Genomic DNA, 26,238 nt, shown 5'->3' with positions numbered 1-26,238 from the left:
GCATTGAATTTATGAGCAACCGTCAGATTATTGGGCAATTGTGATAACTCTTGTCACCAATCGCTCAATCAATACCATGTCACCAGGAAACCGATAACATTGCTGGAACAATACGAAGCTTTCCTGATCGTGATCACGCAACCATTTAAAACTTTGTTTTGATCCCAGATACCACATGGCACGTAACTGAAAATAGATTTCCAGCAACTCACAAGGTAACCAGCAACGGCGAAAGTGCGCCTCCACACTATCTCCGCCCGCCCGTTGCAGCATATTCGTGCTCCATTCGATCAGTTGATTACGGGTATTTTCCTGCAATTCTCCAGGCCCCTGGATAATACGAGCCTGAACACTGGTTAAAAAAGCGACACCATCAATGCCATCATTAAACAGGATCTCTCCACCGCCCATACGCAAAAAATCATTACGCTGCGGATCAAGTGCAGCTACGTCATAAATCCAGGCATCCAGCCTGCTGCCTTCAAATGTCTGGACATCCTGGGATACTTGTGGATTCTGACAGAAACAGGCGATATCAATATCGCTGTTTTCCGTCACATCACCACGTGCCACCGAGCCATATAAGATGACCAGCAACGCCTGATGTCTGCGCACCAGCATGTCAGCGGCACGAACAGCTTTTTGCCTCATCCGTGTTTTCAAATCATTGTCACTACTCATGACTGATTGGTCACCCCGAAAGGAATGTGGACCGAGGGAGCAACTTCACTGGCGGATCGCAGATGCCCGGACTGATCATCAAAAAAGATATGGGGTTTCAAAACGCCCAGTACCCTGCCTTTTTCGATACCACCTAGAAAGAACGCGTCATTGGCCATTACCCCCCAACTCTTCAAGGTCATCAAAGCGCGCTCATGGGAAGGTGCATTACGCGCTGTGACGATGGATACACGAACACGATTCTGATATTCCGGATGTGACTTTTTATATTGCTCTTCCACCGACTGAATTTTAGAAATTCTGACCAGCAGTTCTTTTAGTGGACCTGGATTGTGCGGTTGAGTGACATTACGCACCTCGTGCTCATGAAATTCCTGCAAGCCTGATGACTGCATCACCGATTCGGACTCATCACCTGCCAGGACGCCGTCAAAGTCAAAGGCAATCCGCAATGTCTGATCATTCTCATCATCGTTAAAGTGAGATTCCAATACCAGACCAGCTGGGTATTTGGCCTGAATAGCCGCTTCGACATCGTCCTTATTTCGGGATAAGAACAATGCAATATTCAGGGCCGGAATATATTCGTAAGGGGAGCGCCCCTGCATGAAGATTGCCCTCGTCATTGCAAGTCCGTAATGCTTGATCGTCTTCATCACTCTCAAGCCGGTATCAGGATCATTGCGTGACAGTAGCACCACCTCGACCAATGGGTCTTCCGGATCCTCACATAAGTCGTTCAGCGACAGCAATCGCTTGATAAATGGAAAAGCGATGCCCTTGGGCAAAGCATCATTCAGTTTTTCCTGCTGAAACTTGCGATATTCTTCTTCGCCTTTCTGCCGGAATACTTCATCTGATTCGCTTAAATCAAATACCGCGCTTGAGGCAACGCCTATTACCAGGCGATTTTCCAGTTCGTATGCCATATCAGATTCGATCACTCAATCGTTATAAAGTTTGATTAAGAGCATAACCGGAAAACCAGGAATTTCATAACAATGGCCGCCTGGTCGCACATTTGAACACAAAGATCGTTTTGGAGCTGTGGGCAGTGCCCTTCATCCTGCTATTCATACGACTGGATTTATAGTTCAATGCGTCGCTCTCACAATAGACACCAGCAATGCTCACTGTCAGACGACACAGTCTTTTCGGCTGAAGAGTCGCCAGATGGAAAAATACTTATGCAATTTACTGATAAAGACGAAAACAGACTAATGCAGTTAATGCTGCATCGAAGGGATATCAGAGGTAATAATTTTCTTAGCCAGGAACTGACGGAACAAGAACTCGAAAAAATTTTATTAGCGGCCACAACCGCTCCATCTGTCGGATTATCACAACCCTGGAAATTTGTGATAATCCGAGACAAACAGATCAGACAGATGGTATATAGAAATTTTGAATTGGAAACCCATCGGGCCAGACAAAAATTTTCTTTGGAAGCACAGCAACAATACCAGCAGCTGAAACTGGATGGCATCATCGAAGCACCGGTCAACATCGCGGTATACTACACCTCACCGGAAAACCCCATCATTGGCAACAACACTATTCCAGAAGTTGGTGAGTACAGTGTTGTTTGCGCTATTCAAAATATGTGGCTGATGGCCAGGGCTATGAATATTGGTATGGGCTGGGTCAGCATTCTTAATCCATCCGTTGTTGATGACATCCTGAAAGCACCTGCCGGCCACAAATTGATTGCTTATCTGTGTATTGGCCATGTTAAAGAGTTTTATGATATTCCTGAATTGGAAAAATTGAACTGGGAACGAAGGAAGTCCCTTTACGCTTCAATTGTTCATAATCAATTTTCAGAGGACTACGAAACTGCACATGACCATAGGCAAAAATGATATCACATCATGTTCACAAACATTGCTCGGGATATACACCTGCAGTCATCTTCGAAATGGTTCCAATAAACCAAAAAAACCGCTAAACCTGAAAAACTCACAAAAAGTAATGATCGAAACCATTTATAAAAATCAATATCGAAAAATAAACAGGAAAAACAAAAATATTTGCAATAAAGTCATAATGCGATAACTTTCAATATATTTGGGAATCAACAATACATGAGTACGATTGACGAAGTCGCCAACCTCGCAGGTGTTTCCAAAGCCACCGTATCCAGGGTTTTGAGTGGTTCAACACCCGTCAGAGAAAAAACCAGACTACAGGTCCTGGCTGCCGTTGAAAAATTGAATTACAGCCCAAGCCAGGCAGCACGCTCATTAGCTTCCAACAAAACCTATACTGTTGGCCTGGTAACCACAAACATCAATACACCCTACTATGGTCCGGCTGCCAGTGGTATTGAGACGGCTCTCCGTAATCATGATCGACATGTCATCATCGCCAGTGGTCAGAATTCACTCGAAGGCGAAAGGGATGCCGTCGACTTTCTGATAAAACGACAGGTTGATGCTCTAGTGCTGGTCACGAATTTTTTAACGGAGAAAGAAATCGCCCGAATAAATAAACGTTGCCCGGTATTCGTTATGAACCAGCATTTTCCCGGTGACCGGCAACAGAATATTGATTACGACAACTTTGCAGGCGGTCAAATGGCTATTCAGTATCTGCTCTCAAAAGGGCATACGAGAATTGCAATAGTGTCCGGTCCACGATGGAAGCGCGATGCCGATCAACGCTATCTGGGCAGCATTCAGGCAATGAAGGAAGCCCGTTTAAAAGTACATTGGCAAGTCGAAGGCAGTTTCGGTGTTGCCGATGGAGCCAGTCACATGAAAACCATTCTGCAACTCAAACAAAAACCAACCGCTGTGTTTTTTGCCAATGATATGATGGCGATAGGTGCTCTACGGGTCTGTCATGATCAGGGTATACGTGTACCAAAGGACATGGCCATTATGGGCTATGACAACTGGGAACATTCAAAGAACTTTATCCCCAGCCTGACGACTATACACATGCCACTATATGAAATGGCAGAAGCAACAGCCTTATTAGTACTAAATCGGGTTTACGGTACCCAACACAAGCCCAAACGACAGTTCCAACCATCTCTGATCACTCGTGAATCGGCCTGAAGTTTACTTTCGACATCTAAGGGGCCTCTGAAAAATAGGAATAGTTTTGATGCAGGCGATTAACCTGGCAAGTATACATGTCGGGTTAATAGTGTGACGCAGGGATGCACCGGGATGTCGGACCACACCATTAGCTATAGCCAATGCGAGCCCCGATAAATCAAGCGGTCCGACGATTCGGGGTTTCGCCAGATTTGTCGGGTTAATAGGAAGCCGTGGCATAAATTAGCGACCCTGTCCGCCAGACGCGGATTCGGGCGCTGCTGGTCAGCGATCAAAAGATAGAATGTGTCGAGCCAAAAGCCGGAGTTTATAAGACATAAATGACCGGTTTGAACAGATTTTTAACACGGCATTGGCAATCTAAATAGTTATTCAAATTCCCTAACAGATTTTCAGGTATCCAATAAGGGTCGTTTATCCAAATGTGAAGTCGTCATCTTGGTATTGACATGTAAACGGTTTCGGACTTTTTGTGTGCTATGAATGTTTAGTAAATTAAAAAAATTTTCAAATACGTAAAAGCAAAATATCAAAAAATTTAAGACAGAAGTTCGCTTTACAGGTCATTGATATAACAGATATTTTCTATCATGAGCGCAGTTTAAAAGTCTTCTTGAAAATGCATTCCCACTCTCATAACTGAATTCAAATGGCTTGACTTTTTAAAAAAATGAAGCCTATTATCCAAAAATGAAAGCGCTTTCATTTAAAATGAACGTTTTTTCCTGTCGTAACCTGGACGCCGGTTGCAGCAGGAGACCAGACCCATGAGGATAAAAATAATATGTTGGGTAAAAAAATCTTCGCGCTTACCTTCGGTGTGGGTGCAATCAGCATTTCAGTTCAAGCGACGGAATTAGAAGTCATTCACTGGTGGACATCGGGTGGGGAGCAACGTGCGGTCAGCATACTCGCCGAGGAGTTCAATAAGCTCGGTAAGGATCGCTGGGTCGATACCGCAGTAGCACTCGGAGAAAATTCCCGGTCTGTTACCATGCAGCGCATTCTTGGAGGAGATGCACCAGGAGCTGCCCAATTCAATACATCACGTCAGTTCGAGGAACTGATCGAAGAGGATTTATTACTTGATCTGACACCGGTCGCCGAACGCGAGGGCTGGTTTAAATCCATTCGTCCGCAGAACATATTGGATCCCTGCATCAAAGATGGCCGGCTGTATTGTGTTCCGGTCAATATTCATTCTTCCCAATGGTTGTGGACCAATAAAAAAATATTCTCTCAGGCAGGCGTTAAAGAACCGAAAACCTGGCCAGAGTTTCTGAAGGTGGCTCCAGCCATTCGAGAGGCCGGGTACATTCCCCTCGCTCATGGTGGTCAGCCCTGGCAGGATCGAAACCTGTTTGATGATGTCATGATTGGCATTACCGATGCGGACTTTTGGTATCAGATCTGGCGAGACAAGAATGCCAGTGCCGCCGCCGGCGCAAAAATGACTAAAGTCTTCGAAACGTTTGGAGCCTTACGTCAGTTTATCGATGTTGGCTCCCCTGGCCGAAACTGGAATGATGCAACCAACATGGTCATCACCGGTAAAGCGGCCACTCAGGTCATGGGAGACTGGGCACGAGGTGAATTTGCCGCAGCCGGACAACAGGCCGATATTGATTATGGTTGTATTCCTGGTCCTTCAAACCGTCCTTATCTCACGTTGGGTGGTGACTCATTTATTTTCCCCAAAACTTCTGATAAAGCGCTGGAAGCAGCACAGTTCAAACTGGCATCGATGCTGGTGAGTCCTGCGGTTCAGGCCAAGTTCAATAACGCCAAGGGCTCTCTGCCGATCCGTGCTGATGTAGACATGGATATCGCCGATGCCTGTATGAAAAAGGGAATGGCGTTATTGAATGATCCCAAATCCGCGATTTTCCCAGCAGTAGCTTATATCACTGAAGATACTAACGGACAAATACAGGACCTCGTCTCGACTTTCTGGAATAACCCTGACATGTCCGTTGCTGATGCCGTGAAGACATTCTCGGACATCATCGCCAACGCGGACTAAACGTCAGATAACCCGTGCATCTCTGAAGCTGGATGCGCGGTTTATACAGAGGATTTCGCAATGGAAGAAACTATGGTTAACACCGTTACCGAAACGAAAAAGAACAATCGAACCTCCAAGCGGATACAGTTTTCCGCATTACTGGCCAGTACCCCCATGATGATTGTGGCGGTCGGGGTATTTGTCATTTGCGTTAGTTATTCAGTGCTGTTGTCTTTCACCCGATCACGCCTGTTTCCCAATTTAAAGTGGGTTGGTCTTGATCAATATGAACGTCTGTGGGGAACCTCTCGCTGGATCATGTCAGTCGAAAACCTGTTTATTTATGGCGTTCTGTTTATTGCATTCTGTCTGTTATCCGGCTTTCTGATGGCGGTATTTCTGGATCAGAAAGTCCGCTTTGAAAGTACCTTTCGAACCTTATTTCTTTATCCCTACGCCATGTCTCTGGTCGTCACCGGCCTGATCTGGCAATGGATGATGGAGCCTTCTCTGGGTATTCAGAATGTGATTCAGAAACTCGGCTGGGAATCATTTCATTTTGCTCCCCTGGTCGATCCTCAGTATGCCATTTACGGGGTATTGATCGCCGCTGTCTGGCAATCTTCCGGCCTGGTCATGGCCATCATGTTGGCGGGCCTGCGGGGAATAGATGAACAACTCTGGAAGGCTACGAGAGTGGATGGCATACCTCCCTGGAAGGTTTATTTATTTATCATACTACCGATGATACGACCGGTGATCGTCACATCAGTTGTGTTGTTGGCAGTAGGTGTTGTACGTGTATATGACCTGATTGTCGCCCAGACAGGCGGCGGACCGGGTATGGCTACGGAAATGCCAGCCAAGTTTGTCATCGATCATATCACCCAACGCGCCAACGTAGGGCTGGGCATGGCCGCGGCTACCATGATGCTGTTGCCGGTATTGGTGGTGATAGGGCCATGGATCTACCGTGAATACGTCCGGCCAGCGACTCGGCAGGGAGGTTGATATGACAGCAATACATCTCTCTGGACCGCAGGGTCCCAAGCCTCGGCGATTATCCCCCTCACGATTGGGCATTTACGGTTTTTTAATCGGTGCCGCGCTGTTTTTCTGCATCCCCTTGTACGTGATGATCGTCACTTCATTCAAGGGCATGCCGGAAATCCGCCTGGGTGAATTATTTGCTCTGCCCAACAGTCTGGATTTTTCTGCCTGGATCAAAGCCTGGTCTGAAGCCTGCACCGGTATCGAATGTAACGGTATTCAGGAAGGTTTCTGGAATTCAGTCAAGATCACGATTCCAAGTGTTGTCATTTCAATTCTGATCGGATCCATCAATGGTTATGCCCTGGCATTCTGGCGGTTTCGTGGTGCCAATCTATTGTTTGGTATTTTACTGTTTGGTGCGTTTGTGCCGTTTCAGGTAGTGATTTTCCCGCTGATTATTTTTCTTCGTGAAGTGGGGGCATTTGGATCCCTGGCCGGAATTATTATCATCCATACCATTTTTGGTATGCCGGTGATGACGCTGTTATTCAGGAATTACTTCAGCTCGGTACCTGAAGAGCTGTTTAAGGCATCACGTGTGGACGGCGCTGGCTTCTGGCAGATTTTCATCCAGATCATGATGCCTATGTCCGTTCCCATCACAGTCGTTGCTGTCATTCTACAAACCACTGGGATCTGGAATGATTTTTTACTCGGTTTGATTTTCGCCGGGCGAGACAACCTGCCGATGACCGTTCAACTGAACAATATCGTTTCCACCACCCATGGTGTCCGCGAGTACAACGTTAACATGGCCGCAACGATTCTCACGGCCATCATCCCACTCGCTATCTATCTTCTGTCTGGCAAATATTTCGTGCGCGGCATTGCTGCCGGCGCAGTCAAGGGGTAACTATGAACAGTGTGTCCATCCGTCAATTGGATCTTAAATATCAGACTACTCATGTGCTGAAAGGCCTTAATCTGGATATTCGCAAGGGCGAATTTTTAGTGCTACTTGGTTCCTCCGGTTGCGGAAAATCCACGTTATTGAATTGCATTGCCGGTCTACTGGACATCAGTGCCGGACAAATATGGATCAATGATCGTAATGTCACCTGGGACGAGCCCAAGGACAGAGGCATTGGCATGGTTTTTCAATCCTATGCGCTGTATCCGCAAATGACGGTGGAAAAAAACCTGTCCTTCAGCTTGAAAGTGACCGGCATGGAAAAAGCGGAAATTGCCCGCCGGGTCGACCGTGCCGCTCGCATCCTACAGATTGAGTCGCTGCTCCAGCGAAAACCCTCAGAACTGTCCGGCGGCCAACGTCAGCGCGTTGCCATTGGTCGCGCACTTGTCCGTGATGTGGATGTTTTTCTGTTTGATGAACCGTTGTCCAATCTCGACGCAAAATTGCGCGCAGATTTACGTGTTGAGATCAAACGGCTGCACCAGCAGCTCAAGAACACCATGATTTACGTAACTCATGATCAGGTCGAGGCGCTGACACTGGCGGACCGAATAGCGATTATGAAAAACGGTGAAGTACAACAATTGGGCACACCAGGAGAAATTTATCACCACCCCTGCAATCTCTTCGTGGCCCGTTTTATCGGCTCACCAGGCATGAACATCATCGCCGGTCACTGGCATGAGGGAGTATTCAGTCAACAGGATTTTCGTATCGATCTGCATGGGTATGAACCTGAAACGGCTACCAATGATGAAGCCGTATTTTTAGGCATCCGCCCGGAACATTTATGCATTGAAGAGCGACCCGGCAGCATTCGTTTATCCACCGTCACAATCGATATTGTGGAGCCCATGGGGGACGAAAGTATTTTCTGGTTTGAACTGCTGGATTGCCGCTGGTCGATCAAAGTACACGGGGATCATGATTATCACAGTGGTGACCCTATCAACATTTTTATCGATCCCGGAAAAGTGCATCTGTTTTCCCAAACAACGGAGGACAGACTCTGACAAAACATAATCGCAGCAGTACCTTGCTATCCATTCAATCAACCATAAGGATTCGTCATGACAGCTTTTTCATTTCAGCTTTTCAGTGCCCGCAAGGCACCTTCTCTGGATGCGGTTTTGGCCATGCTCAAAGAGCAGGGTTATCGTCAGGTGGAGGGATATGGCAGTCTCTATTCCAACATCGATGAGTTAACTGCTCTGTTAGCCAAACACGAACTTACCATGCCAACCGGTCATTTCGACTTAACGATGCTGGAGACCGATATCGATCAGGCACTGACGATAGCCGAGCGTCTGAACATGCGGACAATGATCTGCCCGTTCCTCAAACCTGAACTGCGCCCCCAATCCCAGTCCACTCACGGCTGGCTGGAGCTGGGGCATAGACTGGAACACATTGCCGGTCAGGTACGGGCCGAAGGTTATGAGTTCGGCTGGCATAACCACGATTTCGAATTTCACCCTCTGGAGGACGGATCATTGCCAATGACTGCAATTCTGACCGGCGCGCCGACCCTTCGTTGGGAAATGGATCTGGCCTGGGTTGCGAAAGGCAAGCAGGATCCTCTCGATTGGTTAAGCCGATACCAAAACCGGATTTGTGGCGTTCACTTAAAAGATATCGCACCCGACGGAGAGTGTCTGGACGAAGATGGCTGGGCCGACTTCACCACCGGTATTTTGCCATGGTCGCAATGGTGGCCGGTTGTTCGCGCCACCCCGGCGACGCAGTTTATTATGGAACATGATAATCCGAGCGATATCACGCGCTTTGCTCAACGGGCTATCGAAGGTGCCAGAAAGCTCGCCGGGGAGGTCGCATGAATTCTGTACTCAATGCCGGGGTGATCGGTTGTGGCAACATATCCAACAGCTATCTCCAGCTGGCTCCGCTATTCAAAGGTTTCAGGTTTACCGCCTGCGCCGACCTCAACATGGATCTGGCACAGCAAACTGCCAGTCGATATGAACTACAGGCCATGTCCACCGATGCACTGCTGGCAGATGACGATATTGATATCGTTGTTAACCTGACCATTCCGTCCGCCCATGCGGATATCAGTCTGCAGGCACTACAGGCTGGTAAACATGTGTACACCGAAAAGCCGCTGTGCCTGAACCTGGCTGAAGGCCGGAAAATGCAGGCACTGGCTCAGACAAACGGGCTACGGGTTGGCAGTGCTCCCGATACATTTCTTGGTGGTGCACACCAGTTAGCCCGCAAACTGATCGATGATGGCACTGTCGGGAATATTGTTTCCGGTAGCTGTCATGTCATGGGCCGGGGAATGGAAATGTGGCATCCGAATCCGGAATTCTTTTTCAAAGCCGGGGGCGGTCCGGTATTGGATATGGGGCCTTACTATATCGCTAACCTGATTCAACTGTTGGGACCGGTCAGGAATGTCACCGCCCGCTCAAGCACACCTTTTCCCGAGCGTACCATTACCAGTCAACCTCATTATGGTGACGTCATCCAGGTCGAAACACCCACCACCCTGCACGCAATTCTGGAATTTGAACAGGGTGCACTGATCACTCTGAGCGCCAGTTGGGATGTTCAGGCACACGGCCACGCCCCAATGGAGCTATATGGCTCCAAGGGCTCGCTGTATCTGCCGGATCCAAACTTTTTTGGGGGCAAAGTAACGGTGACGGAAGGCAAACGCGAATTGTATCTGACGACACCGTGGGAACACCCTTTCGGTGTAGCCAACCAAATTCATGGAGACCGGGCACTGGCCAATTATCGCACCGCCGGGTTGGCGGAGATGGTGCTGTCCATCCATCATGAACAGGATCACATGTGTTCTCTGGATCGTGCCTTGCACGGTGTAGAGGTATTGCTCGGGATAATGAAATCGGGCGAAACCGGCACTACCGTTAAGATGACAACCACCTGCGAACGACCAAGAGCCCTGAACCCTGAATCGGCCGCATTACTATTGAACCGTTAATCAGAAATACCCTGAAGATATTTCTGATGGTTGCGACTTGGCATCGGGCTGCCAAATTCAATACAGCAGTATGAAATTAAGGGACTCGAAAATGCCTTATAGTATCTGGCAACACCTTTGGGTGTTGCCTGTTAACCATTCACACGTAGGAGACAGGATATGAACACCATTCAAGGACCTGCGATTTTTCTGGCCCAGTTTGCCAGCGACGAAACACCTTTCAACTCATTCGACAGCATCTGCCAGTGGGCCGCATCACTGGGGTATAAAGGGGTACAGGTGCCCACAAGGGATTCCCGCCTGATGGATCTGACCCTCGCGGCCGAAAGTCAGAGTTATTGTGATGACCTGAATGCCACTGCCGCCAAACACGGTATTCAGATTTCTGAACTGTCCACTCATCTGCAGGGTCAGTTGGTTGCCGTCCATCCAGCATATGACGATGCCTTTGATGGTTTCGCCGACGAGCATGTCCGGGGTAACCCCGAGGCCCGTCAGCAGTGGGCTACAGAACAAATGTATATGGCCGCCAAAGCCTCTGCCCGGCTCGGACTGAAAGCCCATGCCACGTTCTCCGGATCCCTGGCCTGGCCTTATCTGTATCCCTGGCCACAACGCCCGGCCGGTCTCATTGAACAGGCATTTGAGGAACTGGGGCGACGCTGGAAACCGATTCTGGATGCGTTTGATGAAGCCGGTGTCGACCTGTGTTTTGAAATTCATCCCGGTGAAGATTTACATGACGGCGTGACATTCGAGCGTTTTCTCAAGGAAGTCGATTTTCACCCTCGTGCCAATATTCTTTATGACCCGAGCCATTTTGTGTTGCAGCATCTGGATTATCTGGCGTTTATCGATCATTACCATGACCGCATCAAGATGTTTCATGTCAAGGATGCCGAGTTGATCCCCAATGGCCGCAGCGGTGTTTACGGTGGTTACCAATCCTGGGTGGATCGTCCCGGACGTTTCCGCTCCATTGGCGATGGACAGGTGGACTTCAAAGCTATCTTCTCCAAACTGACCGCTTACGATTTTTCCGGCTGGGCGGTATTGGAATGGGAATGTTGTCTGAAACATCCGGAAGATGGTGCCCGTGAAGGAGCGCAGCATATTCGCGACTTTATCATTCGGGTCACCGATAAGGCATTTGATGATTTTGCCGGCTCTGGCATTGATCAGGCAACTAATCGCAAACTTTTGGGACTGGAGAGGAAGTAATCATGCATACAGTATCTCGCCCCCTGCGTTGGGGGATGGTCGGCGGTGGAGAAGGTGCCTTTATCGGCGAGGTACATCGCTGGGCCGCCTGTCTGGACGGTCACTATCAGCTGGTGGCCGCCGCGCTGTCTTCCGATCCGGAACGCAACCGACGCTCCGGAATGCAGCTCAATATTGACCGTTTGTATGATGACTATCACCACATGGCACAACAGGAAAGTGAACGCGAGGACGGCATTCAGGTGGTTTCCATCGTCACCCCCAATCACCTGCATGCGGACATTGCCATTACCTTTCTTCGTCAGGGTATTCACGTTATCTGTGACAAACCCATGACGGCCACCATGGAACAGGCCCTGGAATTAAAACAGGTTGCAGAAAGCAGCCCGGCGGCCTTTCTGCTGACTCATAATTATTCTGCGTACCCCCTGGTGCGCGAGGCACGGCATCTGATTGCCCAGGGACGCCTGGGGAAAATCCGCTCGGTGCAGGTCAACTATGTACAGGACTGGCTGACAGCGGATCTGGAGCGGCAGGGCAATAAACAGGCCGGATGGCGCACAGATAAAAGCCAGGCCGGCGCGGGAGGTTGCCTGGGAGATATTGGTACACATGCTTATCAACTGGCCTGCTTCATGATCAATGCCCAGGCAGATACGGTTTTGGCCGATTTATCGTGCTGGGGGGAAGGACGCATACTGGATGATGAAGCCAATGTGCTGATTCGTTTTAACAATGGTGCCAAAGGTCATCTTTGGGCCACTCAGGTTGCCCCCGGTAACGAAAACAACCTGAGCATTGAAATTTATGGTGATCAGGGCGGGTTACGCTGGCAACAGGAAAACCCGAATGAACTGGAACTGTCCCTGTTTGGAGAACCTACTCAACGACTGACCCGCGGCGCCGGTTATCTATCTGACTCGGCCAAGAGCGTTACCCGCACACCAGGCGGACATCCGGAAGGTTATCTCGAAGCATTTGCAAACTTATATCGGGAATTTTCAGATTGCCTGAACCAGCAGCAGAGCGACTCGTTATTGCCGGACATCTACGACGGGCTGCAGGGCGTAGCCTTTGTGTATGCTGCCGTAAACTCTGCCAGTCGCGGGAACGTATGGACATCGCTCAACGAATTCATGCAAACAGCCAACACATGATCCAGCAATAAAACTTCAGACCAGACACAATAGAAACCTGATCAGAATGTTCAGGCATCGAACAAATAACAGGTTTCCACATACCATCATTTAAAAAAACTGATCCTTTTGCCTGACTCAAAATCATTTTTTCTTCGCTCTTTAGTACCAGTGTGCAGCAAGACAACCGAAAAATCTGTTAGCATCCGACCTTCCGATGGCAGACATAAATGAAACCGTCTTTTTTTGTCATTCGGTATCAAAACTTCATTCTGAGGTAATTACTATGAAAAAAATAATAACACTGTCGGCTGCTGTTCTTGCCTTTATTGCATCTTCCTGGATATTCGCAGCATCACTTAATATCCAATCAGGAACGATTTTACTGTATAGCGACCGGGCCAGCAGTACCTGGCAGCTGGTCACGTTTGACGAGCCCTTCAGCGCAGTTCCCGATGTCGTTGCGCAGACTGTCACCTATGCCGGTAGCGATGACCCCAACATCCGCATACAGAACGTCAGCAAATCAGGATTTGAAATCCGTTTCGATGAGCAAAATACAGCCAGCGGCAGTCGCGCAGACGGAAGCCACGCCACTGAATCAGTCTCCTGGATTGCTGTCGGGAAATAACAGGCTTACATAAAAAACGGTGTAAACACGAATCAATATCGTGCAGATAACTGGTTTTGGACTATGCGTTCAAAAAATAAGAACAGGCACTAATGTGCCTGTTCCCAGTTTTCACCAACACCAACATCCACGACCAGTGGCACGTCGATATCGGCTGCGTGTTGCATGCGCAGTTTTACGCCGTGAATAAATTCTTCAACATTGCGCTCCGGCACTTCAAAGATCAATTCATCATGCACCTGCATGATCATGGTCGCATCCAGCCGGGATGATCCCAGCCAGGCCTGCACATCCACCATGGCACGCTTGATGATATCCGCGGCGGTTCCTTGCATAGGCGCATTGATGGCCGTTCTTTCGGCGGCCTTTCGCAGCATCTGTTTACTGGCTTTGATGTCCGGCAGATACAGCCGACGGCCAAAAATGGTTTCGACATAACCGGTCTCGGACGCTTCCGCCCGGGTTTCATCCATATAACGGCGAACGCCGGGATAGCGGGCAAAATAGGTGTCCACGTATTCCTGCGCTTCTTTACGACCGATACCCAATTGTTTTGCCAGGCCAAAAGCGCTCATCCCATAGATCAGACCAAAGTTAATAGCCTTGGCATTACGGCGTTGTTCACTGCTGACCTGATCTTCGGCCACTCCCATGACTTCTGCTGCAGTGGCACGGTGAATGTCTCGGCCTTCACGAAAGGCCTTGATCAGATTCTGATCCTGACTCAGGTGGGTCATGATGCGCAGTTCAATCTGGGAGTAATCGGCGGCAACAATTTTATAGCCCTCCGGTGCAATAAACGCCTGCCGGATGGCACGGCCTTCTTCACTGCGTACGGGAATATTCTGCAGGTTCGGATCGTTGGAGGAAAAACGCCCGGTGGCGGCACCGGCCTGGTTGTAACTGGTGTGCACTCTGCCGGTATCGGGATTCACCAGCCCTGGCAAAGGTTCGGTATAGGTACCCACCAGTTTGTTCAGATGGCGGTATTCCAGTATGCGCTTGGGCAGGTCATAGGTCAGCGCCAGCTCGCTGAGCACTTCTTCATTGGTGGATGGCTGCCCCGTCGCGGTTTTTTGCAGCACCGGCAATCCCTGCTTCTCAAACAGAATGACACCGATCTGTTTGGGGGAACTTAAATTAAACGCTTCTCCAGCTTCTTCGTGAGCTTCGCGCTCCAACACCCCCATTCGTTGACGGAATTTTTCCGTCAGACTGTGCAGATATTCCACGTTGAGCATGGCACCGGCATCCTCTACCCTGGTCAGTACCGGAATCAGCGGCTGTTCAATACCGGTGTAAACTTTCTCCAGTTCGCCGGTTGCAGCCAGTCGGGCATCCAGCCAGATATTCATGCGCATGACCGCATCCGCCTGCTCCGCCAGATAACGGGTGCTTTCATTCAATGGCAGGCTGTCGATGGTTTTTTGTTTGACCCCGGTAGCGCCTGCGACTTCTTCGATGGTCTGAGGACTCCAGTTAAGATAACGACGCACCAGATTATCAATGCTTAAATGACCGAAATGAGCACTGAGTTCACTGACCCGGCGAATGGTACTGTCCGCCACAAACGCTTTCAGCATGGTGTCCTGTTTGCAATTGGCCAGCCGGATGCCATAAGGTTTGAAAGCATGGCGCAATGCCTTGATATCATGCGCAATTTTGGTGATGTCATAACTTTCCAGAACCGGCTTCAATAACTCCAGCGCCAGGTGGTCATCCAGCAACACCGGTGTATCTTCGGCCTGACAACTAAAAGGAAGGTAATATGCCGTACCAGGAGTCATACAGAACGCCAGACCGGTCAGTCGGGTTCGCAGATAGTGACCTTTTTCCCTGACCGGCACCAACGCCAGCTGCCTGGCGCTCCAGATCTGTTCAATCAGCTGTTTCAGCCCTTCCTGTGTCGCTACGCACTTGGCCTGTGTCGTCTGCGGGAACTCCAGTTCTGTTTCAACCGCTTCAGTCTGCTGCGATGAAACAGATTCCGCCGAACGGCCATTGGCCGCTGGCTTGGCCGGCATATCACCGCCCAGCTCGTTGACCCAGGTTTTGAATTCCTGTTCGAGATACAGATTCAACAGAGCATCTTTGTCAGGAGTATCGTGGCGAAGCGTATCGACTGCGTAGTCCAGCTCCACATCGCATTTGATGGTCGCCAGCTGATGAGAGAGATAAGCCAGCTCTTTATTATCTTCGAGCTTTTTGGCCATGGTCTTGGCACCACGAAACGTTAACCCGGCAATTTTATCCAGGTTGGCATACAGGTCGTCCAGACCGCCAATTCCGGCAATCAGTGCTTGTGCAGTTTTTTCTCCGACTCCCGGTACACCAGGTATGTTATCGACCTTATCCCCCATCAGCGCGAGATAATCGATCATGTGCTCCGGTCCAAAACCATATTTGTCGTTCACACCCTGAACATCCAGCACTTCGTTTTTCATGGTATTCACTAACCGGACATGCTCGGAGACCAATTGCGCCATGTCTTTGTCACCGGTGGAAATGATGCATTCCCGGCCCTGCTCGGTGGCCTGTCTGGCCAAGGTGCCGATGACATCATCGGCCTCCACCCCTTCAACACATAACAACGGTAATCCCATGGCTTTGATAATGGCGTGAATCGGTTCGATCTGGACCCGCAGATCATCCGGCATGGGTGGCCGGTTGGCTTTATATTCGGCGTACTGCTGGTGGCGGAAGGTAGGGCCCTTGGCGTCAAACACAACCGCAATGATGCTATCTGGATATTCCAGTACCATCGAGCGTACCATATTGATCACCCCTTTCACGGCTCCGGTCGGTTGACCTTTTGAGTTGGTGAGCGGAGGCATGGCATGGAAGGCCCGGAACAGATAGGAAGAACCGTCAATCAGAATGACGGGGACAGATGGGTTTGCTGATGTCATGTGCTATTGTTGCCATTTTTTGATGATTCAGATGAGAATCTTAACCTAATGAGTGTATTCACCCCAATTACTGAAGCTCAGTTACATGAGTTTCTGTTTCGTTATTCGCTGGGTCAGTTGATCAGTTTCAGCGGTATCGAAGCCGGCACAGATAATTCCAACTTTTTCGTTACCACCACCCAGGGTGAGTATGTACTGACTTTGTTTGAAAACCTGACAGATCGGGAACTTCCCTTTTTTCTGAACCTCGGCGATCACCTTAAGGCCAGAAACTGCAAAATCGCCCAGCCGATGCACGACAAAGCCGGTGATGCACTTCAGGTGCTGGCGGACAAGCCGGCGGTCCTGTTTGAAAAACTCGCAGGTCGCCACGTCGTGGTGCCAAGCCAGGATCATTGTTCACAAATGGGTCGTGCCATGGGTGAGTTTCACACTGCGGTCCAGGAGCTGAGCATCGAGCGACGTAATCCGTTCGGGCTCAACTGGCTGATGGCACACCGCCAATACCAGCACTGGATGGAAACCGAAGACCACGAGTTGTTTAACAAAACCCTGGATCAACTTGAACAGCTAAACGACATGGACCTGCCAACAGGTATCATTCACGCCGATCTGTTTCATGACAACGCGCTGTTTAAGGATGATCATCTGAGTGGCGTCATAGACTGGTATTTTGCTTGCAACGATTATCTGTTGCTGGATCTTGCCATTATGATCAATGACTGGTGCCGGCATGGGTTGACGTTTGATCAGAACCGGATCGATGCCATGATTCACAGTTATCAGAGCAAACGCCGGTTGACCGCAGATGAAAGGCGGGCCATGGTGCTGATGCGAAAACTGGCGGTCTGCCGGTTCTGGTTATCGCGCACGCTGGCCTGGAACGATCTGAAAGACCGGCAGCTTGAGCAGGTGACGGTAAAATCACCCAATGAAATGAAAGCCTTATTGAAAATCCTATAAGTCGGTCAATACCGGAATACCGGGCCCGATCATAGAAGGACATCCTATGCATACCATCGTCAAAGGCAAAGGTCAGCCATTGATCATTGTTCCCGGCTGGACCGGTGATTCAGCATTCATGGCATATTGTTACGAGCCAATGCTAAAGGATTCCGGGTTTCAACGTATTTATCTCGACCCACCGGGACACGGTGGCACCACCGGCTATCATAATCTGGAAAATATCGATCAGTATTTTCAGATCATGTTGGAGAAAATCAAAAAACTGACGGGTGGCGAGCCGTTCGCAGCCATGGGTTTCTCCATGGGCGCGTTCATGGTGCGCTGCCTGTCAATGGAACTGCAGCAACAGTCCATGGGCTTTGCCATGCTGGCACCGGTCATCACATTACCGTATGAACAACGGATATTGCCGGAACTGATTACCCTCAAAGATGAATTACAGCAGGAAACCCTGTCACCGCTGGAAAGCATGTATATGGAAACCCCCATGCGAACCCGCTCGTTGCTGCAATTTTTAAGAGCCGCACCATCACCCACTTTCAACGAAGCCAACATCCGGCTGCTCGATAAACTTTTCTTGCCAGAAAATTACCGTGTTTCATTCGATCCTGACAAAGACGCGGAACAATATACCCGACCCGTATTATGTATCGCCGGCAAACAGGACCATGTGGTCGGCTACCAACAAGCCGGACAATTATGCAACCGTTATCCAAGAGCCACATTCGCGGCTCTGGATCGTGCCGGACACTGGTTGGAAGAAAAAAAACCCATTATTACCGCGCTGATACAGGAATGGCTCACAGCCATAAAGGATGAGTTGTAAATCAGGAGACTTGCTCGTGTCCTGTCAGTAAAAATGTTTCTAACCAGGTTTTCTGCACAATCTTTGCGTCCGCAGAAGCGCGATGCCGTGTACCCCCCAATTGCCGGATGACACGGGCTTTGGTTTGGTCCCAGATCACGATCTGTTCTTCGCTCATGATCATTTCCAGCGCTGACAGATGAAATGAGGGATCGATACCGGCGGCTTCGTACAATGTCCGAAACCATGGGTAATCCACTACCCAGCCATCGCTGTATACCGTTTTTCCGGCCAAAGCCTGATTAAGCTCCAGAGCCACTTCCAGTGGTGGCTTTCCAGCCTGCAACAGGCGCGAATATTCAATACCATGTACGGCCTGTGCCTCCAGCGACCAGTAATGCCAGTCGGCATGCGGTTGAATCAAGGCGCAATAGCATTGCCCTTCCGATTGATAGTAGCCAATCTCAATTGGAAATCCCCGACTACCCATCGCGGATGCTTCTATATCAAGAATAACGGGAGGATGAGTTCCGCCATATGCATGCATAACTGACAAACCTTTTCACCGGAATGGTCTGATAAAACCGTTATCAGCCTTCCTTTTTTGCAGCATGCATGAGCATCACTGCAATATTTATATTTTTTCCGCCACAGACTCCTGCTTTCGTGCTGATAAAAACTGATGCAGAAACGCCAGTCCCAACAAACACAACCCAAGTCCCATAAAAGACAGGACCCGTAGCAAGCCGCTCAATCCGGACATATCAACCAGAAAAATTTTAGCAACAACCAGACCAAGTAACGCCAATCCAGTACGGTATATATTTTTGTTTTCCCGAATAATGCCCAGTATCAATGCCAGCCCGGCCATCACCAGCCACACAAGAGAATAGGTATAAAGTTCCGCATTCGATGTAAACCGCCAGAACACCAGTTGTTCCCCCGATTGCCAAATGTGGCGGATCTCTAATGAAATATAGAACCAGCCGGTGAATCCGGCAAACAACAAACAGTATTGGCGCACTGCCGGAAAAAAATATCGTGAGGCCAACCAGGCGATTAAAGCGGGCAAACCATAGGCAATGATCAACAGACTGAAGACAGGAATGGTCCCCACGGGCTGGCTCGAAAACAACGGATTATAAAGCGTTAGCATTGCACCAAAATTGACAACAGCCATCAGCATAAGCACCTTTGCACCGATCAAATAAATTCTGGCAAGTCGTGCGGAAAATTGACTGCGATAGAAATAGATAATTGCCATCGCGCCCCAGAGGCTGGTATTGATAGCCGCTTCAGTAAAGGAATATTCCTGTTGGAAAATCACGCCGTCATACAGCCAGTAGCGTATTTCTGTATTCAAAAACAGCACCAATAAATGCAGTGCCACTGCGGTCAGCCAGGGTTTTATGTTCTGGCCACTCTGACACAGCCATGCAGCGGCTGCGATCACCGCAAAAGACCCGCCATATGTCCACAATGACCAGTGCGCGTAATCCGGATAACTCAGTAGCCACGGGTTCATGGTTAACCTGATAACCACTATGGCCAGCAGGCCTTTGACGACAGACTCTACATTCTCCAGTTGATAGCGCCGACTGATCCACACCAGTGACAACACCTGCAGCGCCAGTGCCAGAGTTAATGAGGCCTGGGAAAACAGAATCACTACAGCAATGGAATAAGCCGCATGAGCCGCAATCACCAGCCATGCAGTGTTCACCCCAATATCACCGGATCTGACCCGCAATCCGACATACCCCATGAGCGACAATCCCAACAGCAACGCCATGACAAACCAGCCCCAGCTGCCATGAATCTCAAACACTGTGGCATAACAGACGGCCATCCAGATCACCGGCGACAGCCAGGTCAATGACGCCGACCGGCCTATATGTACAGCTCGCGTCTGATTCCACAGGGAGAACAGAAAAAACACCAGCGCTTCAAGCAGTATCATGATCAGATAACCCGGAGGTGCCGTATTCAGATATTGGCCGGATTCATACCAGAGAGCACGCATCCAGATCGCCACCAAAAATGCAGCCGCCTGAGTCAGTAACGCCAGCCATGGCAGCCAGCTGAAACCGGGATTATTCCGCGTCAACACAAACAGAATCACCAGCAGAGGCAACCAGTTGAACCAGCCATAAGACCAATCGGGCTGCAACACCAATGCAACACTCTGACCGATCAGCAATAACAGCAACGTCATAACGCGCATATCGAGACGTTTGAGAAGGGGATCTGTGGTCTCAATCAATAATGGTTGCAGGGTGCGTTGTAACAGAAAATTATGATCTTTCAGGGCCGCCATCAAATAAGCAAAGATCGTGAGATAGATGCCCAGCCAGCCAGGATTCTGCATCTGCGGCAGCAGTCCAACCACAAACCAGAGCCCCGCACCAGCCAGTGTACCCAACCACAACCAGGGACGATAAACCCAGTGCATCAACGCAAACGCTGATGTGGCAACAATCAGGCTGTAGATTAAGGCACCATTGACATTGTGACTTCCGGTGCTGACCAGTACCGGCACAGCAAAAGCCCCCAAAATACCAATAATCGCCAACACCGGTCCTTGCACCAATGCCAGCAACATGGTTGCCATCGAAACGATTACCAGGCCGGTAAACACCACCATCGGTGGCCATAACTGATAAAGATGCAGTGCCGCCAGCAGGGCGGCAAAAAGGGTAATACTGGCTCCTCCCGCCAACGCGGGTATCGACGCATAATGATGGGATGCCTTGCGGCGCCAGAACTCAGCCGCCAGATGCAGTCCCACTCCCGAAATCAGACCTACGATGACGCGGGCCAGCGGCCCCAGCAATCCCTGATCAATCGAATATTTAACCAGGAAAATACCGGCCAGACCGATGCTGGCACCACCGAGCCAGACCATCCACATGGACTTGGCCTTTTCCAGCCAGGCGGGCCGGGCAGCAGGCTCAATATCCACCGGAGTCTCGTGACTGCCAACCGCTTGCGGTAAGGGCTCAGATAATGTCTCAGGTTGAGATTCCGGATAATACTCAGGGGTATCAATCGGCGGTAATGGCTCCGCATCCGACCTCTCAGGTTTAACCCAGTCAGGCCGCTGTGACGTCACCACCTGCTGACCCGTCAGTTCCGCCAGACGTTTTTCCAGAGCCCGTATCCGATGAGCACTTGAGTTGACTTTCAACAGAGCCACCCAGCCGAGCACCGCCCCTATGAGCAAAAACAGCGCAATCAATACTCCCAGAATGCCCAGTACTTCCATGAATCTCTCCCACCATCAAACGGTCTGTCAGAATATATTATTAACCGGAATTGCCAAGTAACCTACATCGATGCCGGTTGTTCAGTTAGAATGCCCATTCCGGTTTCACCAGATAATTGACCCAAAACCGTAAACACTTGTTTGCATTAACACTGGCAAGAGAAATCCTTATGATCATACGGACCAAATACCTGTTCGCACTGTGCCTGCTCAGCCTGTTTCTGTTGACTGCCTGCGGGCAGAAAGGTCCGCTATATCTTCCGGCCCCAAACCCTGAATCAACCGATACTGGACAAAAGTGAACGACGCTAAATGAACCCATTCCAATACCGAGATAATGAACTGTATATCGAAGAGCTGCCACTCACGGAGGTTGCTGCTCAACATGGCACGCCACTATATGTGTATTCCCGTCAGGCTATCGAAACCGCGTGGCACGGTTATGCAGATGCATTGAAAGATCACGGCATGGTTTGTTATGCAGTCAAGGCCAATTCCAATATCGGAGTTCTGAATCTGCTGGCCCGTCTGGGATCCGGCTTTGATATTGTCAGTGTCGGTGAGCTTGAGCGCGTGCTGACCGCCGGAGGTGATCCATCCAAAGTCGTGTTTTCCGGTGTCGGCAAGCAGGTCGATGAGATTCGCCGCGCATTGGAAGTGGGTATTCACTGCTTCAATGTTGAATCAGTGGCCGAACTTCAGCGCATCAATGAAGTCGCCGGCACCATGGATATGCAGGCACCGGTTTCGATCCGGGTAAACCCTGACGTGGATGCCAAAACCCATCCGTATATTTCAACCGGTCTGAAGCAGAACAAATTCGGTATCGACATCAACTCAGCGGAACAGGTGTACGCCCTGGCAGCGAGTCTGGCGCACATCAACGTCATTGGTGTGGACTGCCACATTGGTTCACAGATTACCGATGTCACTCCGTTTCTGGACGCACTTGACCGGCTGCTGGCACTGATTGATCGTCTCGCCGGCAAAGGCATTCAGATCAGACATTTGGATCTCGGTGGCGGTGTCGGTGTGCAGTATCAACAGGATGAACCGGTTGTCTCACTGACAGACTATGTACAGCAAATTGTCTCCCGTCTGGGAGCGCGTGCCCTGACACTGATCATGGAGCCCGGGCGATCCATTGTCGCCAATGCAGGGGTGCTGCTGACCCGGGTTGAGTACCTTAAACAAAACGATGAGCATAATTTTGCTATTGTTGATGGCGCCATGAATGATCTGATCCGCCCATCGCTTTATCAAGCCTGGCAGGATGTCAAACCGTTGCAATTGCGCACTGGCACCAGTCATACCTGGGATATCGTCGGCCCCATCTGCGAAACCACAGATTTTCTTGCAAAAGGTCGTCAACTGGTCATAGAACAGGGTGACATTCTGGCAATTATGGACTCCGGCGCCTATGGTTTTACCATGGCATCCAATTATAATTCCCGCCCTCGGGTGGCGGAAATACTGGTCGATGGCCAACAGACACACGTCGTTCGCCGCCGTGAAATTTTTGCTGACCTGATTGCTCATGAATATCTGATCGAATAAGGAAAATATGATTTTGGCTCCCGACAGTAGCAGCGCAGGCAAGAAAACCCTGCGATTTACCAAAATGCATGGTCTTGGCAATGACTTCATGGTCATTGATGGTGTTACTCAGGATGTGCACCTGACAGCGGCGCAGATTCAACGCTGGGCCGATCGCAATTTTGGTATCGGCTTCGATCAGTTGTTATTGGTGGAACCGCCTGCCGAACCCAACGTCGATTTCCGTTACCGTATTTTTAATGCTGATGGTGACGAGGTGGAACACTGTGGAAATGGTGCCAGATGTTTTGCCCGTTTCGTTCTGGATCAGGGGCTCACCCACAAGCGCGTCATCCGGGTGGCAATTCAAAAGGGTACGCTGGAATTGCATGTTCATGACGATAATACCGTAACAGTGGATATGGGCAGGCCGCAACTGCAACCTGAGCACATTCCATTTATTGCCAATGAGCAGCATTCTGTCTATCCACTGCTGATCAGCGAGCATGAACCGGCACTGGAAATATCCGCAGTCTCCATGGGTAACCCCCATTGTGTCATACTGGTCAATGACGTGGACAAAGCTCCGGTTCAGGCGCTTGGTCCATTGGTGGAAAACCACGATGCATTTCCAAAACGTTGTAACGTTGGTTTTTTGCAGATATTGAACCGTCATGAAGGTCGTCTACGGGTATTCGAAAGAGGCGTGGGCGAAACTCTGGCCTGTGGCACCGGAGCTTGTGCGGCAATGGTTGCCGGACGCCTGCGAGGATTGTTTGATACAAATGTCACTCTGCACTTGTTAGGTGGCGATCTGGAAATCTCCTGGTCCGGCGATGGCTCTGTTCTAATGACCGGCCCAGCGACAAAGGTATTTGAAGGTTATATCCCTTGGAACAACCCAACACACAACTGACTGAAGAAGATATTGAACGCTTTTTAAGCTTAAATCCCCGATTTTTTCACGGGCGTGAAAAGTTGCTTCGCAGCATGCGTATTCCTCATGTGTCCGGTAAAGCAGTCTCATTACTTGAACGGCAAAATGCATTACTCAGAGAGGACATTGCGGAACTTAACCAGCGACTGGAAACCTTAATCAGTCATGCCCATGAAAATGACCGGCTGTTCAACCGTCTGCGCAGTCTGGTACTGGAGCTCATGGTGGTTAGCTCACTACCTCAATTGGCAGAGCAGCTGCACCTGCATCTGACTCGCCACTTCAACGTCGATGAAGTCAGGCTATTGTTATCCACTCCGGGAACAACTCATGCACCATGGATCGCTCCACTACCAGAAGCCGAAACCCTTGGAACCCATAATGACCTGCTAAGTCAGTCAAAAGCCGTATGTGGTACATTTGACCAACCACTAACCCAGTTACTACTCGGCCCCGACACTCAGAGCCAAAGCCTGGCCATGGCTTCCATACACTATGATCAGTGTTATGGTTTATTAGTACTTGGCAGCACTCAGAAGGATTACTTCCGTAATAGCATGGATACTTTATTCCTGACTTATCTTAGCGACGTTACCGCCCGCGTTCTTGCACACCTCAGCAATCAATGATGAATTGATATTTATCAACCCCCAACCACGAACTTGTCATGTGGTTGGGGTTAGAATGAGTTGTATCAACTTTTCTAACATCAACTCATTCGACAATGACAATAAGCGGATTTATTACTTATCTGTTTTTACCTGTACGCCCCTTGTTCTTACAGCCTAGCCTTGAGAGGTATTTATGATCCCATGGATTGAACTGTTTATCGTCCTAACCTGCTTATATGTGGGTGCCCGCTATGGTGGTATCGCCCTTGGCGTCATCAGTGGTATTGGCCTGGCAATTCTGGTGTTCGGTTTTCAAATGAAACCGGGAACACCGCCAACAACGGTCATATACATTATTATTGCAGCAGTCACGACAGCAGGGATTCTCCAGGCTTCCGGAGGCATGGATTTTCTAATTCAGATCGCAGAGAAGCTGTTGCGCAGACATCCTAACCGAATCACATTTCTGGCACCTTATTGCACATTTTTCCTGACAGTCTTGTGCGGCACCGGACATGTGGTATACACCCTGACCCCAATCATCGCCGACATCGCCCTGAAAAAAGGCATTCGTCCGGAACGTCCGGTTGCGGTTTCCTCCATTGCCTCTCAAGTCGGGATTACCTGCTCACCGATTGCCGCTGCGGTAGTGTCGTTTGCCACCATGACTGCTGACAATGGTTTTGGCGTCTCTATCCTTCAGATCCTGTCTGTCACGATTCCATCCTGTATGCTGGGTCTGTTCTTTGCTGCTCTTTACTCCAATCGTCGCGGCCTGGATCTGGACAAGGACCCGGAATACCAGAAACGGCTTCAGGATCCTGAGTTAAAGCATTATATGTTTGGTGAAACTGCGACTTTGATGAACAAAGAACTTCCTAAGTCAGCCAAAACCTCTGTACTGATGTTCTTCGCCGCACTGGTGGTTATCGGCTTACTCGCAAGCTTTCCTGAATTACTGCCCAAGTTCGGAGAAAAGGCCAAACCGTTATCCATGAGTCTGGTCATTCAGATTGTCATGCTCTGTGCTGGCGGCCTGATCCTGCTGGTTTGCAAAATCAAACCCAAAGATATTGTTGCCGGCTCCGTGTGGCAGGCCGGGATGGTCGCGGTGGTGGCCATTTACGGGATCGCCTGGCTGTCTGACACCTATTTCAGCACTCACATCAGCTCTATGAAAAGTGGCATCAATACGATGGTACAGGGCGCACCATGGGCATTTGCATTTGCATTATTCGGGGTGTCTGTGTTGATTAACACTCAAGGCGGTACCGTACTGGCAGTCATGCCTCTCGGCTTCTCTCTGGGTATTCCGGTGACCGTTCTGGTGGGTATCCTGCCATCTGTGTATGGTTATTTCTTCATCCCGAACTATCCATCGGATATTGCATCGATGAACTTTGACCGTTCCGGTACTACCAAAATCGGTAAATACTTATTGAATCACAGCTTCATGGCACCAGGGCTGATTTCGGTAATCACATCCTGCATATTTGGCTATTTCTGGGCCAAAGTCATTATTGGCGCCTGATT

At 49.6% G+C, this 26,238-nt stretch carries 23 protein-coding genes; 18 read left to right on the top strand and 5 right to left on the bottom strand.

The features are described from left to right. Positions 1-27: 27 nt before the first annotated feature. Both YC6258_RS04895 and YC6258_RS04890 read right to left on the bottom strand, forming a co-directional pair. Positions 28-681, bottom strand: a complete 654-nt coding sequence (locus YC6258_RS04895) for a nucleotidyltransferase domain-containing protein (RefSeq protein WP_052830064.1) — start codon at positions 679-681, stop codon at positions 28-30. Then, complete coding sequence (locus YC6258_RS04890) at positions 678-1,610, bottom strand: 5'-nucleotidase (protein ID WP_044619738.1); 933 nt, start codon at positions 1,608-1,610, stop codon at positions 678-680. The genes YC6258_RS04895 and YC6258_RS04890 overlap by 4 nt, the downstream gene beginning before the upstream one ends. 258 nt (positions 1,611-1,868) lie before the next feature. On the opposite strand from YC6258_RS04890, the gene bluB reads away from it, so the two are divergent. The 11 genes from bluB (at position 1,869) to YC6258_RS04835 (ending at position 13,676) form a co-directional block, all read left to right on the top strand. Further along, on the top strand, positions 1,869-2,543 hold the full coding sequence (gene bluB, locus YC6258_RS04885) for a 5,6-dimethylbenzimidazole synthase (protein ID WP_044616049.1): 675 nt from the start codon (positions 1,869-1,871) through the stop codon (positions 2,541-2,543). 222 nt (positions 2,544-2,765) lie between these two features. Then, positions 2,766-3,743 carry a LacI family DNA-binding transcriptional regulator gene (locus YC6258_RS04880; protein ID WP_044616048.1) on the top strand — a complete coding sequence of 326 codons (978 nt, stop codon included), beginning with the start codon at positions 2,766-2,768 and terminating at the stop codon, positions 3,741-3,743. Positions 3,744-4,530: 787 nt separating this feature from the next. After that, complete coding sequence (locus YC6258_RS04875) at positions 4,531-5,769, top strand: ABC transporter substrate-binding protein (RefSeq protein ID WP_044616047.1); 1,239 nt, start codon at positions 4,531-4,533, stop codon at positions 5,767-5,769. A 60-nt stretch (positions 5,770-5,829) separates the two neighbouring features. Beyond that, on the top strand, positions 5,830-6,762 hold the full coding sequence (locus tag YC6258_RS04870) for a carbohydrate ABC transporter permease (RefSeq protein WP_082070564.1): 933 nt from the start codon (positions 5,830-5,832) through the stop codon (positions 6,760-6,762). Position 6,763: 1 nt separating this feature from the next. Further along, positions 6,764-7,657: a carbohydrate ABC transporter permease gene (locus YC6258_RS04865; RefSeq protein WP_044616046.1), complete on the top strand. Its 894-nt coding sequence runs from the start codon at positions 6,764-6,766 to the stop codon at positions 7,655-7,657. Between the two features lie 2 nt (positions 7,658-7,659). Next, positions 7,660-8,730 (top strand): ABC transporter ATP-binding protein, encoded by a 1,071-nt coding sequence (locus YC6258_RS04860; protein WP_044616045.1) that lies wholly within the window; start codon positions 7,660-7,662, stop codon positions 8,728-8,730. Positions 8,731-8,787: 57 nt separating this feature from the next. Continuing rightward, positions 8,788-9,555 carry a sugar phosphate isomerase/epimerase family protein gene (locus YC6258_RS04855; RefSeq protein WP_044616044.1) on the top strand — a complete coding sequence of 256 codons (768 nt, stop codon included), beginning with the start codon at positions 8,788-8,790 and terminating at the stop codon, positions 9,553-9,555. Further along, positions 9,552-10,688 carry a Gfo/Idh/MocA family protein gene (locus tag YC6258_RS04850; RefSeq protein ID WP_044616043.1) on the top strand — a complete coding sequence of 379 codons (1,137 nt, stop codon included), beginning with the start codon at positions 9,552-9,554 and terminating at the stop codon, positions 10,686-10,688. Before YC6258_RS04855 ends, YC6258_RS04850 begins: the two co-directional genes overlap by 4 nt. Positions 10,689-10,847: 159 nt before the next feature. After that, the gene (locus tag YC6258_RS04845; protein WP_044616042.1) at positions 10,848-11,909 is read left to right on the top strand and encodes a sugar phosphate isomerase/epimerase family protein; all 1,062 of its coding nucleotides are present in this window, start codon (positions 10,848-10,850) and stop codon (positions 11,907-11,909) included. Positions 11,910-11,911: 2 nt separating this feature from the next. After that, entirely contained in the window at positions 11,912-13,066 is a 1,155-nt protein-coding gene (locus YC6258_RS04840) for a Gfo/Idh/MocA family protein (protein ID WP_245627009.1), read from the top strand. Positions 13,067-13,331: 265 nt separating this feature from the next. Beyond that, positions 13,332-13,676 carry an H-type lectin domain-containing protein gene (locus tag YC6258_RS04835; RefSeq protein ID WP_052830063.1) on the top strand — a complete coding sequence of 115 codons (345 nt, stop codon included), beginning with the start codon at positions 13,332-13,334 and terminating at the stop codon, positions 13,674-13,676. Positions 13,677-13,765: 89 nt separating this feature from the next. Here the strand turns inward: YC6258_RS04835 and polA are convergent, their stop codons facing one another. Next, a complete protein-coding gene (gene polA, locus YC6258_RS04830) occupies positions 13,766-16,585 on the bottom strand; it encodes a DNA polymerase I (RefSeq protein ID WP_044616041.1) in 2,820 nt (939 codons plus the stop codon). A 48-nt stretch (positions 16,586-16,633) separates the two neighbouring features. On the opposite strand from polA, the gene YC6258_RS04825 reads away from it, so the two are divergent. Continuing rightward, positions 16,634-17,548: a homoserine kinase gene (locus YC6258_RS04825; protein WP_044619734.1), complete on the top strand. Its 915-nt coding sequence runs from the start codon at positions 16,634-16,636 to the stop codon at positions 17,546-17,548. Between the two features lie 46 nt (positions 17,549-17,594). Beyond that, on the top strand, positions 17,595-18,377 hold the full coding sequence (locus YC6258_RS04820; protein WP_044616040.1) for an alpha/beta fold hydrolase: 783 nt from the start codon (positions 17,595-17,597) through the stop codon (positions 18,375-18,377). 1 nt (position 18,378) lies between these two features. Here the strand turns inward: YC6258_RS04820 and YC6258_RS04815 are convergent, their stop codons facing one another. Further along, positions 18,379-18,903, bottom strand: a complete 525-nt coding sequence (locus YC6258_RS04815) for a hypothetical protein (protein WP_044616039.1) — start codon at positions 18,901-18,903, stop codon at positions 18,379-18,381. A gap of 87 nt (positions 18,904-18,990) precedes the next feature. Next, positions 18,991-21,621 (bottom strand): DUF2339 domain-containing protein, encoded by a 2,631-nt coding sequence (locus YC6258_RS04810; protein WP_044616038.1) that lies wholly within the window; start codon positions 21,619-21,621, stop codon positions 18,991-18,993. Positions 21,622-21,791: 170 nt separating this feature from the next. On the opposite strand from YC6258_RS04810, the gene lptM reads away from it, so the two are divergent. The 5 genes from lptM to YC6258_RS04790 all read left to right on the top strand — a co-directional run bounded on the left by lptM (position 21,792) and on the right by YC6258_RS04790 (position 26,236). Continuing rightward, entirely contained in the window at positions 21,792-21,923 is a 132-nt protein-coding gene (lptM, locus tag YC6258_RS27935; RefSeq protein WP_082070562.1) for an LPS translocon maturation chaperone LptM, read from the top strand. Positions 21,924-21,933: 10 nt separating this feature from the next. Beyond that, the gene (lysA, locus tag YC6258_RS04805; protein ID WP_044616037.1) at positions 21,934-23,178 is read left to right on the top strand and encodes a diaminopimelate decarboxylase; all 1,245 of its coding nucleotides are present in this window, start codon (positions 21,934-21,936) and stop codon (positions 23,176-23,178) included. A gap of 64 nt (positions 23,179-23,242) precedes the next feature. After that, entirely contained in the window at positions 23,243-24,073 is an 831-nt protein-coding gene (gene dapF / locus YC6258_RS04800; protein WP_245627061.1) for a diaminopimelate epimerase, read from the top strand. Further along, entirely contained in the window at positions 24,049-24,723 is a 675-nt protein-coding gene (locus YC6258_RS04795) for a DUF484 family protein (protein ID WP_044616035.1), read from the top strand. Before dapF ends, YC6258_RS04795 begins: the two co-directional genes overlap by 25 nt. 175 nt (positions 24,724-24,898) lie before the next feature. Beyond that, positions 24,899-26,236: an anaerobic C4-dicarboxylate transporter gene (locus YC6258_RS04790; protein WP_044616034.1), complete on the top strand. Its 1,338-nt coding sequence runs from the start codon at positions 24,899-24,901 to the stop codon at positions 26,234-26,236. Positions 26,237-26,238 lie beyond the last annotated feature (2 nt).

Origin of the sequence: Gynuella sunshinyii YC6258 (assembly GCF_000940805.1) — a bacterium.
Classification (GTDB): Bacteria; Pseudomonadota; Gammaproteobacteria; order Pseudomonadales; family Natronospirillaceae; genus Gynuella; species Gynuella sunshinyii.
The sequence above is the reverse complement of the archived record's forward strand: the minus strand, read 5'-3'. Positions and strand labels throughout refer to the sequence as shown.

What these genes read in the sequence shown, in the direction of transcription:
- YC6258_RS04850 (WP_044616043.1), top strand. Translation starts at nt 9,552, where the DNA reads ATGAATTCTGTACTCAATGCCGGGGTGATCGGTTGTGGCAACATATCC.
- lptM (WP_082070562.1), top strand. Translation starts at nt 21,792, where the DNA reads ATGATCATACGGACCAAATACCTGTTCGCACTGTGCCTGCTCAGCCTG.
- YC6258_RS04890 (WP_044619738.1), bottom strand. Translation starts at nt 1,610, where the DNA reads ATGGCATACGAACTGGAAAATCGCCTGGTAATAGGCGTTGCCTCAAGC.
- YC6258_RS04820 (WP_044616040.1), top strand. Translation starts at nt 17,595, where the DNA reads ATGCATACCATCGTCAAAGGCAAAGGTCAGCCATTGATCATTGTTCCC.
- YC6258_RS04845 (WP_044616042.1), top strand. Translation starts at nt 10,848, where the DNA reads ATGAACACCATTCAAGGACCTGCGATTTTTCTGGCCCAGTTTGCCAGC.
- bluB (WP_044616049.1), top strand. Translation starts at nt 1,869, where the DNA reads ATGCAATTTACTGATAAAGACGAAAACAGACTAATGCAGTTAATGCTG.
- YC6258_RS04790 (WP_044616034.1), top strand. Translation starts at nt 24,899, where the DNA reads ATGATCCCATGGATTGAACTGTTTATCGTCCTAACCTGCTTATATGTG.
- dapF (WP_245627061.1), top strand. Translation starts at nt 23,243, where the DNA reads ATGCATGGTCTTGGCAATGACTTCATGGTCATTGATGGTGTTACTCAG.
- YC6258_RS04870 (WP_082070564.1), top strand. Translation starts at nt 5,830, where the DNA reads ATGGAAGAAACTATGGTTAACACCGTTACCGAAACGAAAAAGAACAAT.
- YC6258_RS04855 (WP_044616044.1), top strand. Translation starts at nt 8,788, where the DNA reads ATGACAGCTTTTTCATTTCAGCTTTTCAGTGCCCGCAAGGCACCTTCT.
- YC6258_RS04840 (WP_245627009.1), top strand. Translation starts at nt 11,912, where the DNA reads ATGCATACAGTATCTCGCCCCCTGCGTTGGGGGATGGTCGGCGGTGGA.
- YC6258_RS04815 (WP_044616039.1), bottom strand. Translation starts at nt 18,903, where the DNA reads ATGCATGCATATGGCGGAACTCATCCTCCCGTTATTCTTGATATAGAA.
- YC6258_RS04895 (WP_052830064.1), bottom strand. Translation starts at nt 681, where the DNA reads ATGAGTAGTGACAATGATTTGAAAACACGGATGAGGCAAAAAGCTGTT.
- polA (WP_044616041.1), bottom strand. Translation starts at nt 16,585, where the DNA reads ATGACATCAGCAAACCCATCTGTCCCCGTCATTCTGATTGACGGTTCT.
- YC6258_RS04860 (WP_044616045.1), top strand. Translation starts at nt 7,660, where the DNA reads ATGAACAGTGTGTCCATCCGTCAATTGGATCTTAAATATCAGACTACT.
- YC6258_RS04810 (WP_044616038.1), bottom strand. Translation starts at nt 21,621, where the DNA reads ATGGAAGTACTGGGCATTCTGGGAGTATTGATTGCGCTGTTTTTGCTC.
- YC6258_RS04835 (WP_052830063.1), top strand. Translation starts at nt 13,332, where the DNA reads ATGAAAAAAATAATAACACTGTCGGCTGCTGTTCTTGCCTTTATTGCA.
- YC6258_RS04865 (WP_044616046.1), top strand. Translation starts at nt 6,764, where the DNA reads ATGACAGCAATACATCTCTCTGGACCGCAGGGTCCCAAGCCTCGGCGA.
- YC6258_RS04875 (WP_044616047.1), top strand. Translation starts at nt 4,531, where the DNA reads ATGTTGGGTAAAAAAATCTTCGCGCTTACCTTCGGTGTGGGTGCAATC.
- YC6258_RS04880 (WP_044616048.1), top strand. Translation starts at nt 2,766, where the DNA reads ATGAGTACGATTGACGAAGTCGCCAACCTCGCAGGTGTTTCCAAAGCC.
- lysA (WP_044616037.1), top strand. Translation starts at nt 21,934, where the DNA reads ATGAACCCATTCCAATACCGAGATAATGAACTGTATATCGAAGAGCTG.
- YC6258_RS04825 (WP_044619734.1), top strand. Translation starts at nt 16,634, where the DNA reads ATGAGTGTATTCACCCCAATTACTGAAGCTCAGTTACATGAGTTTCTG.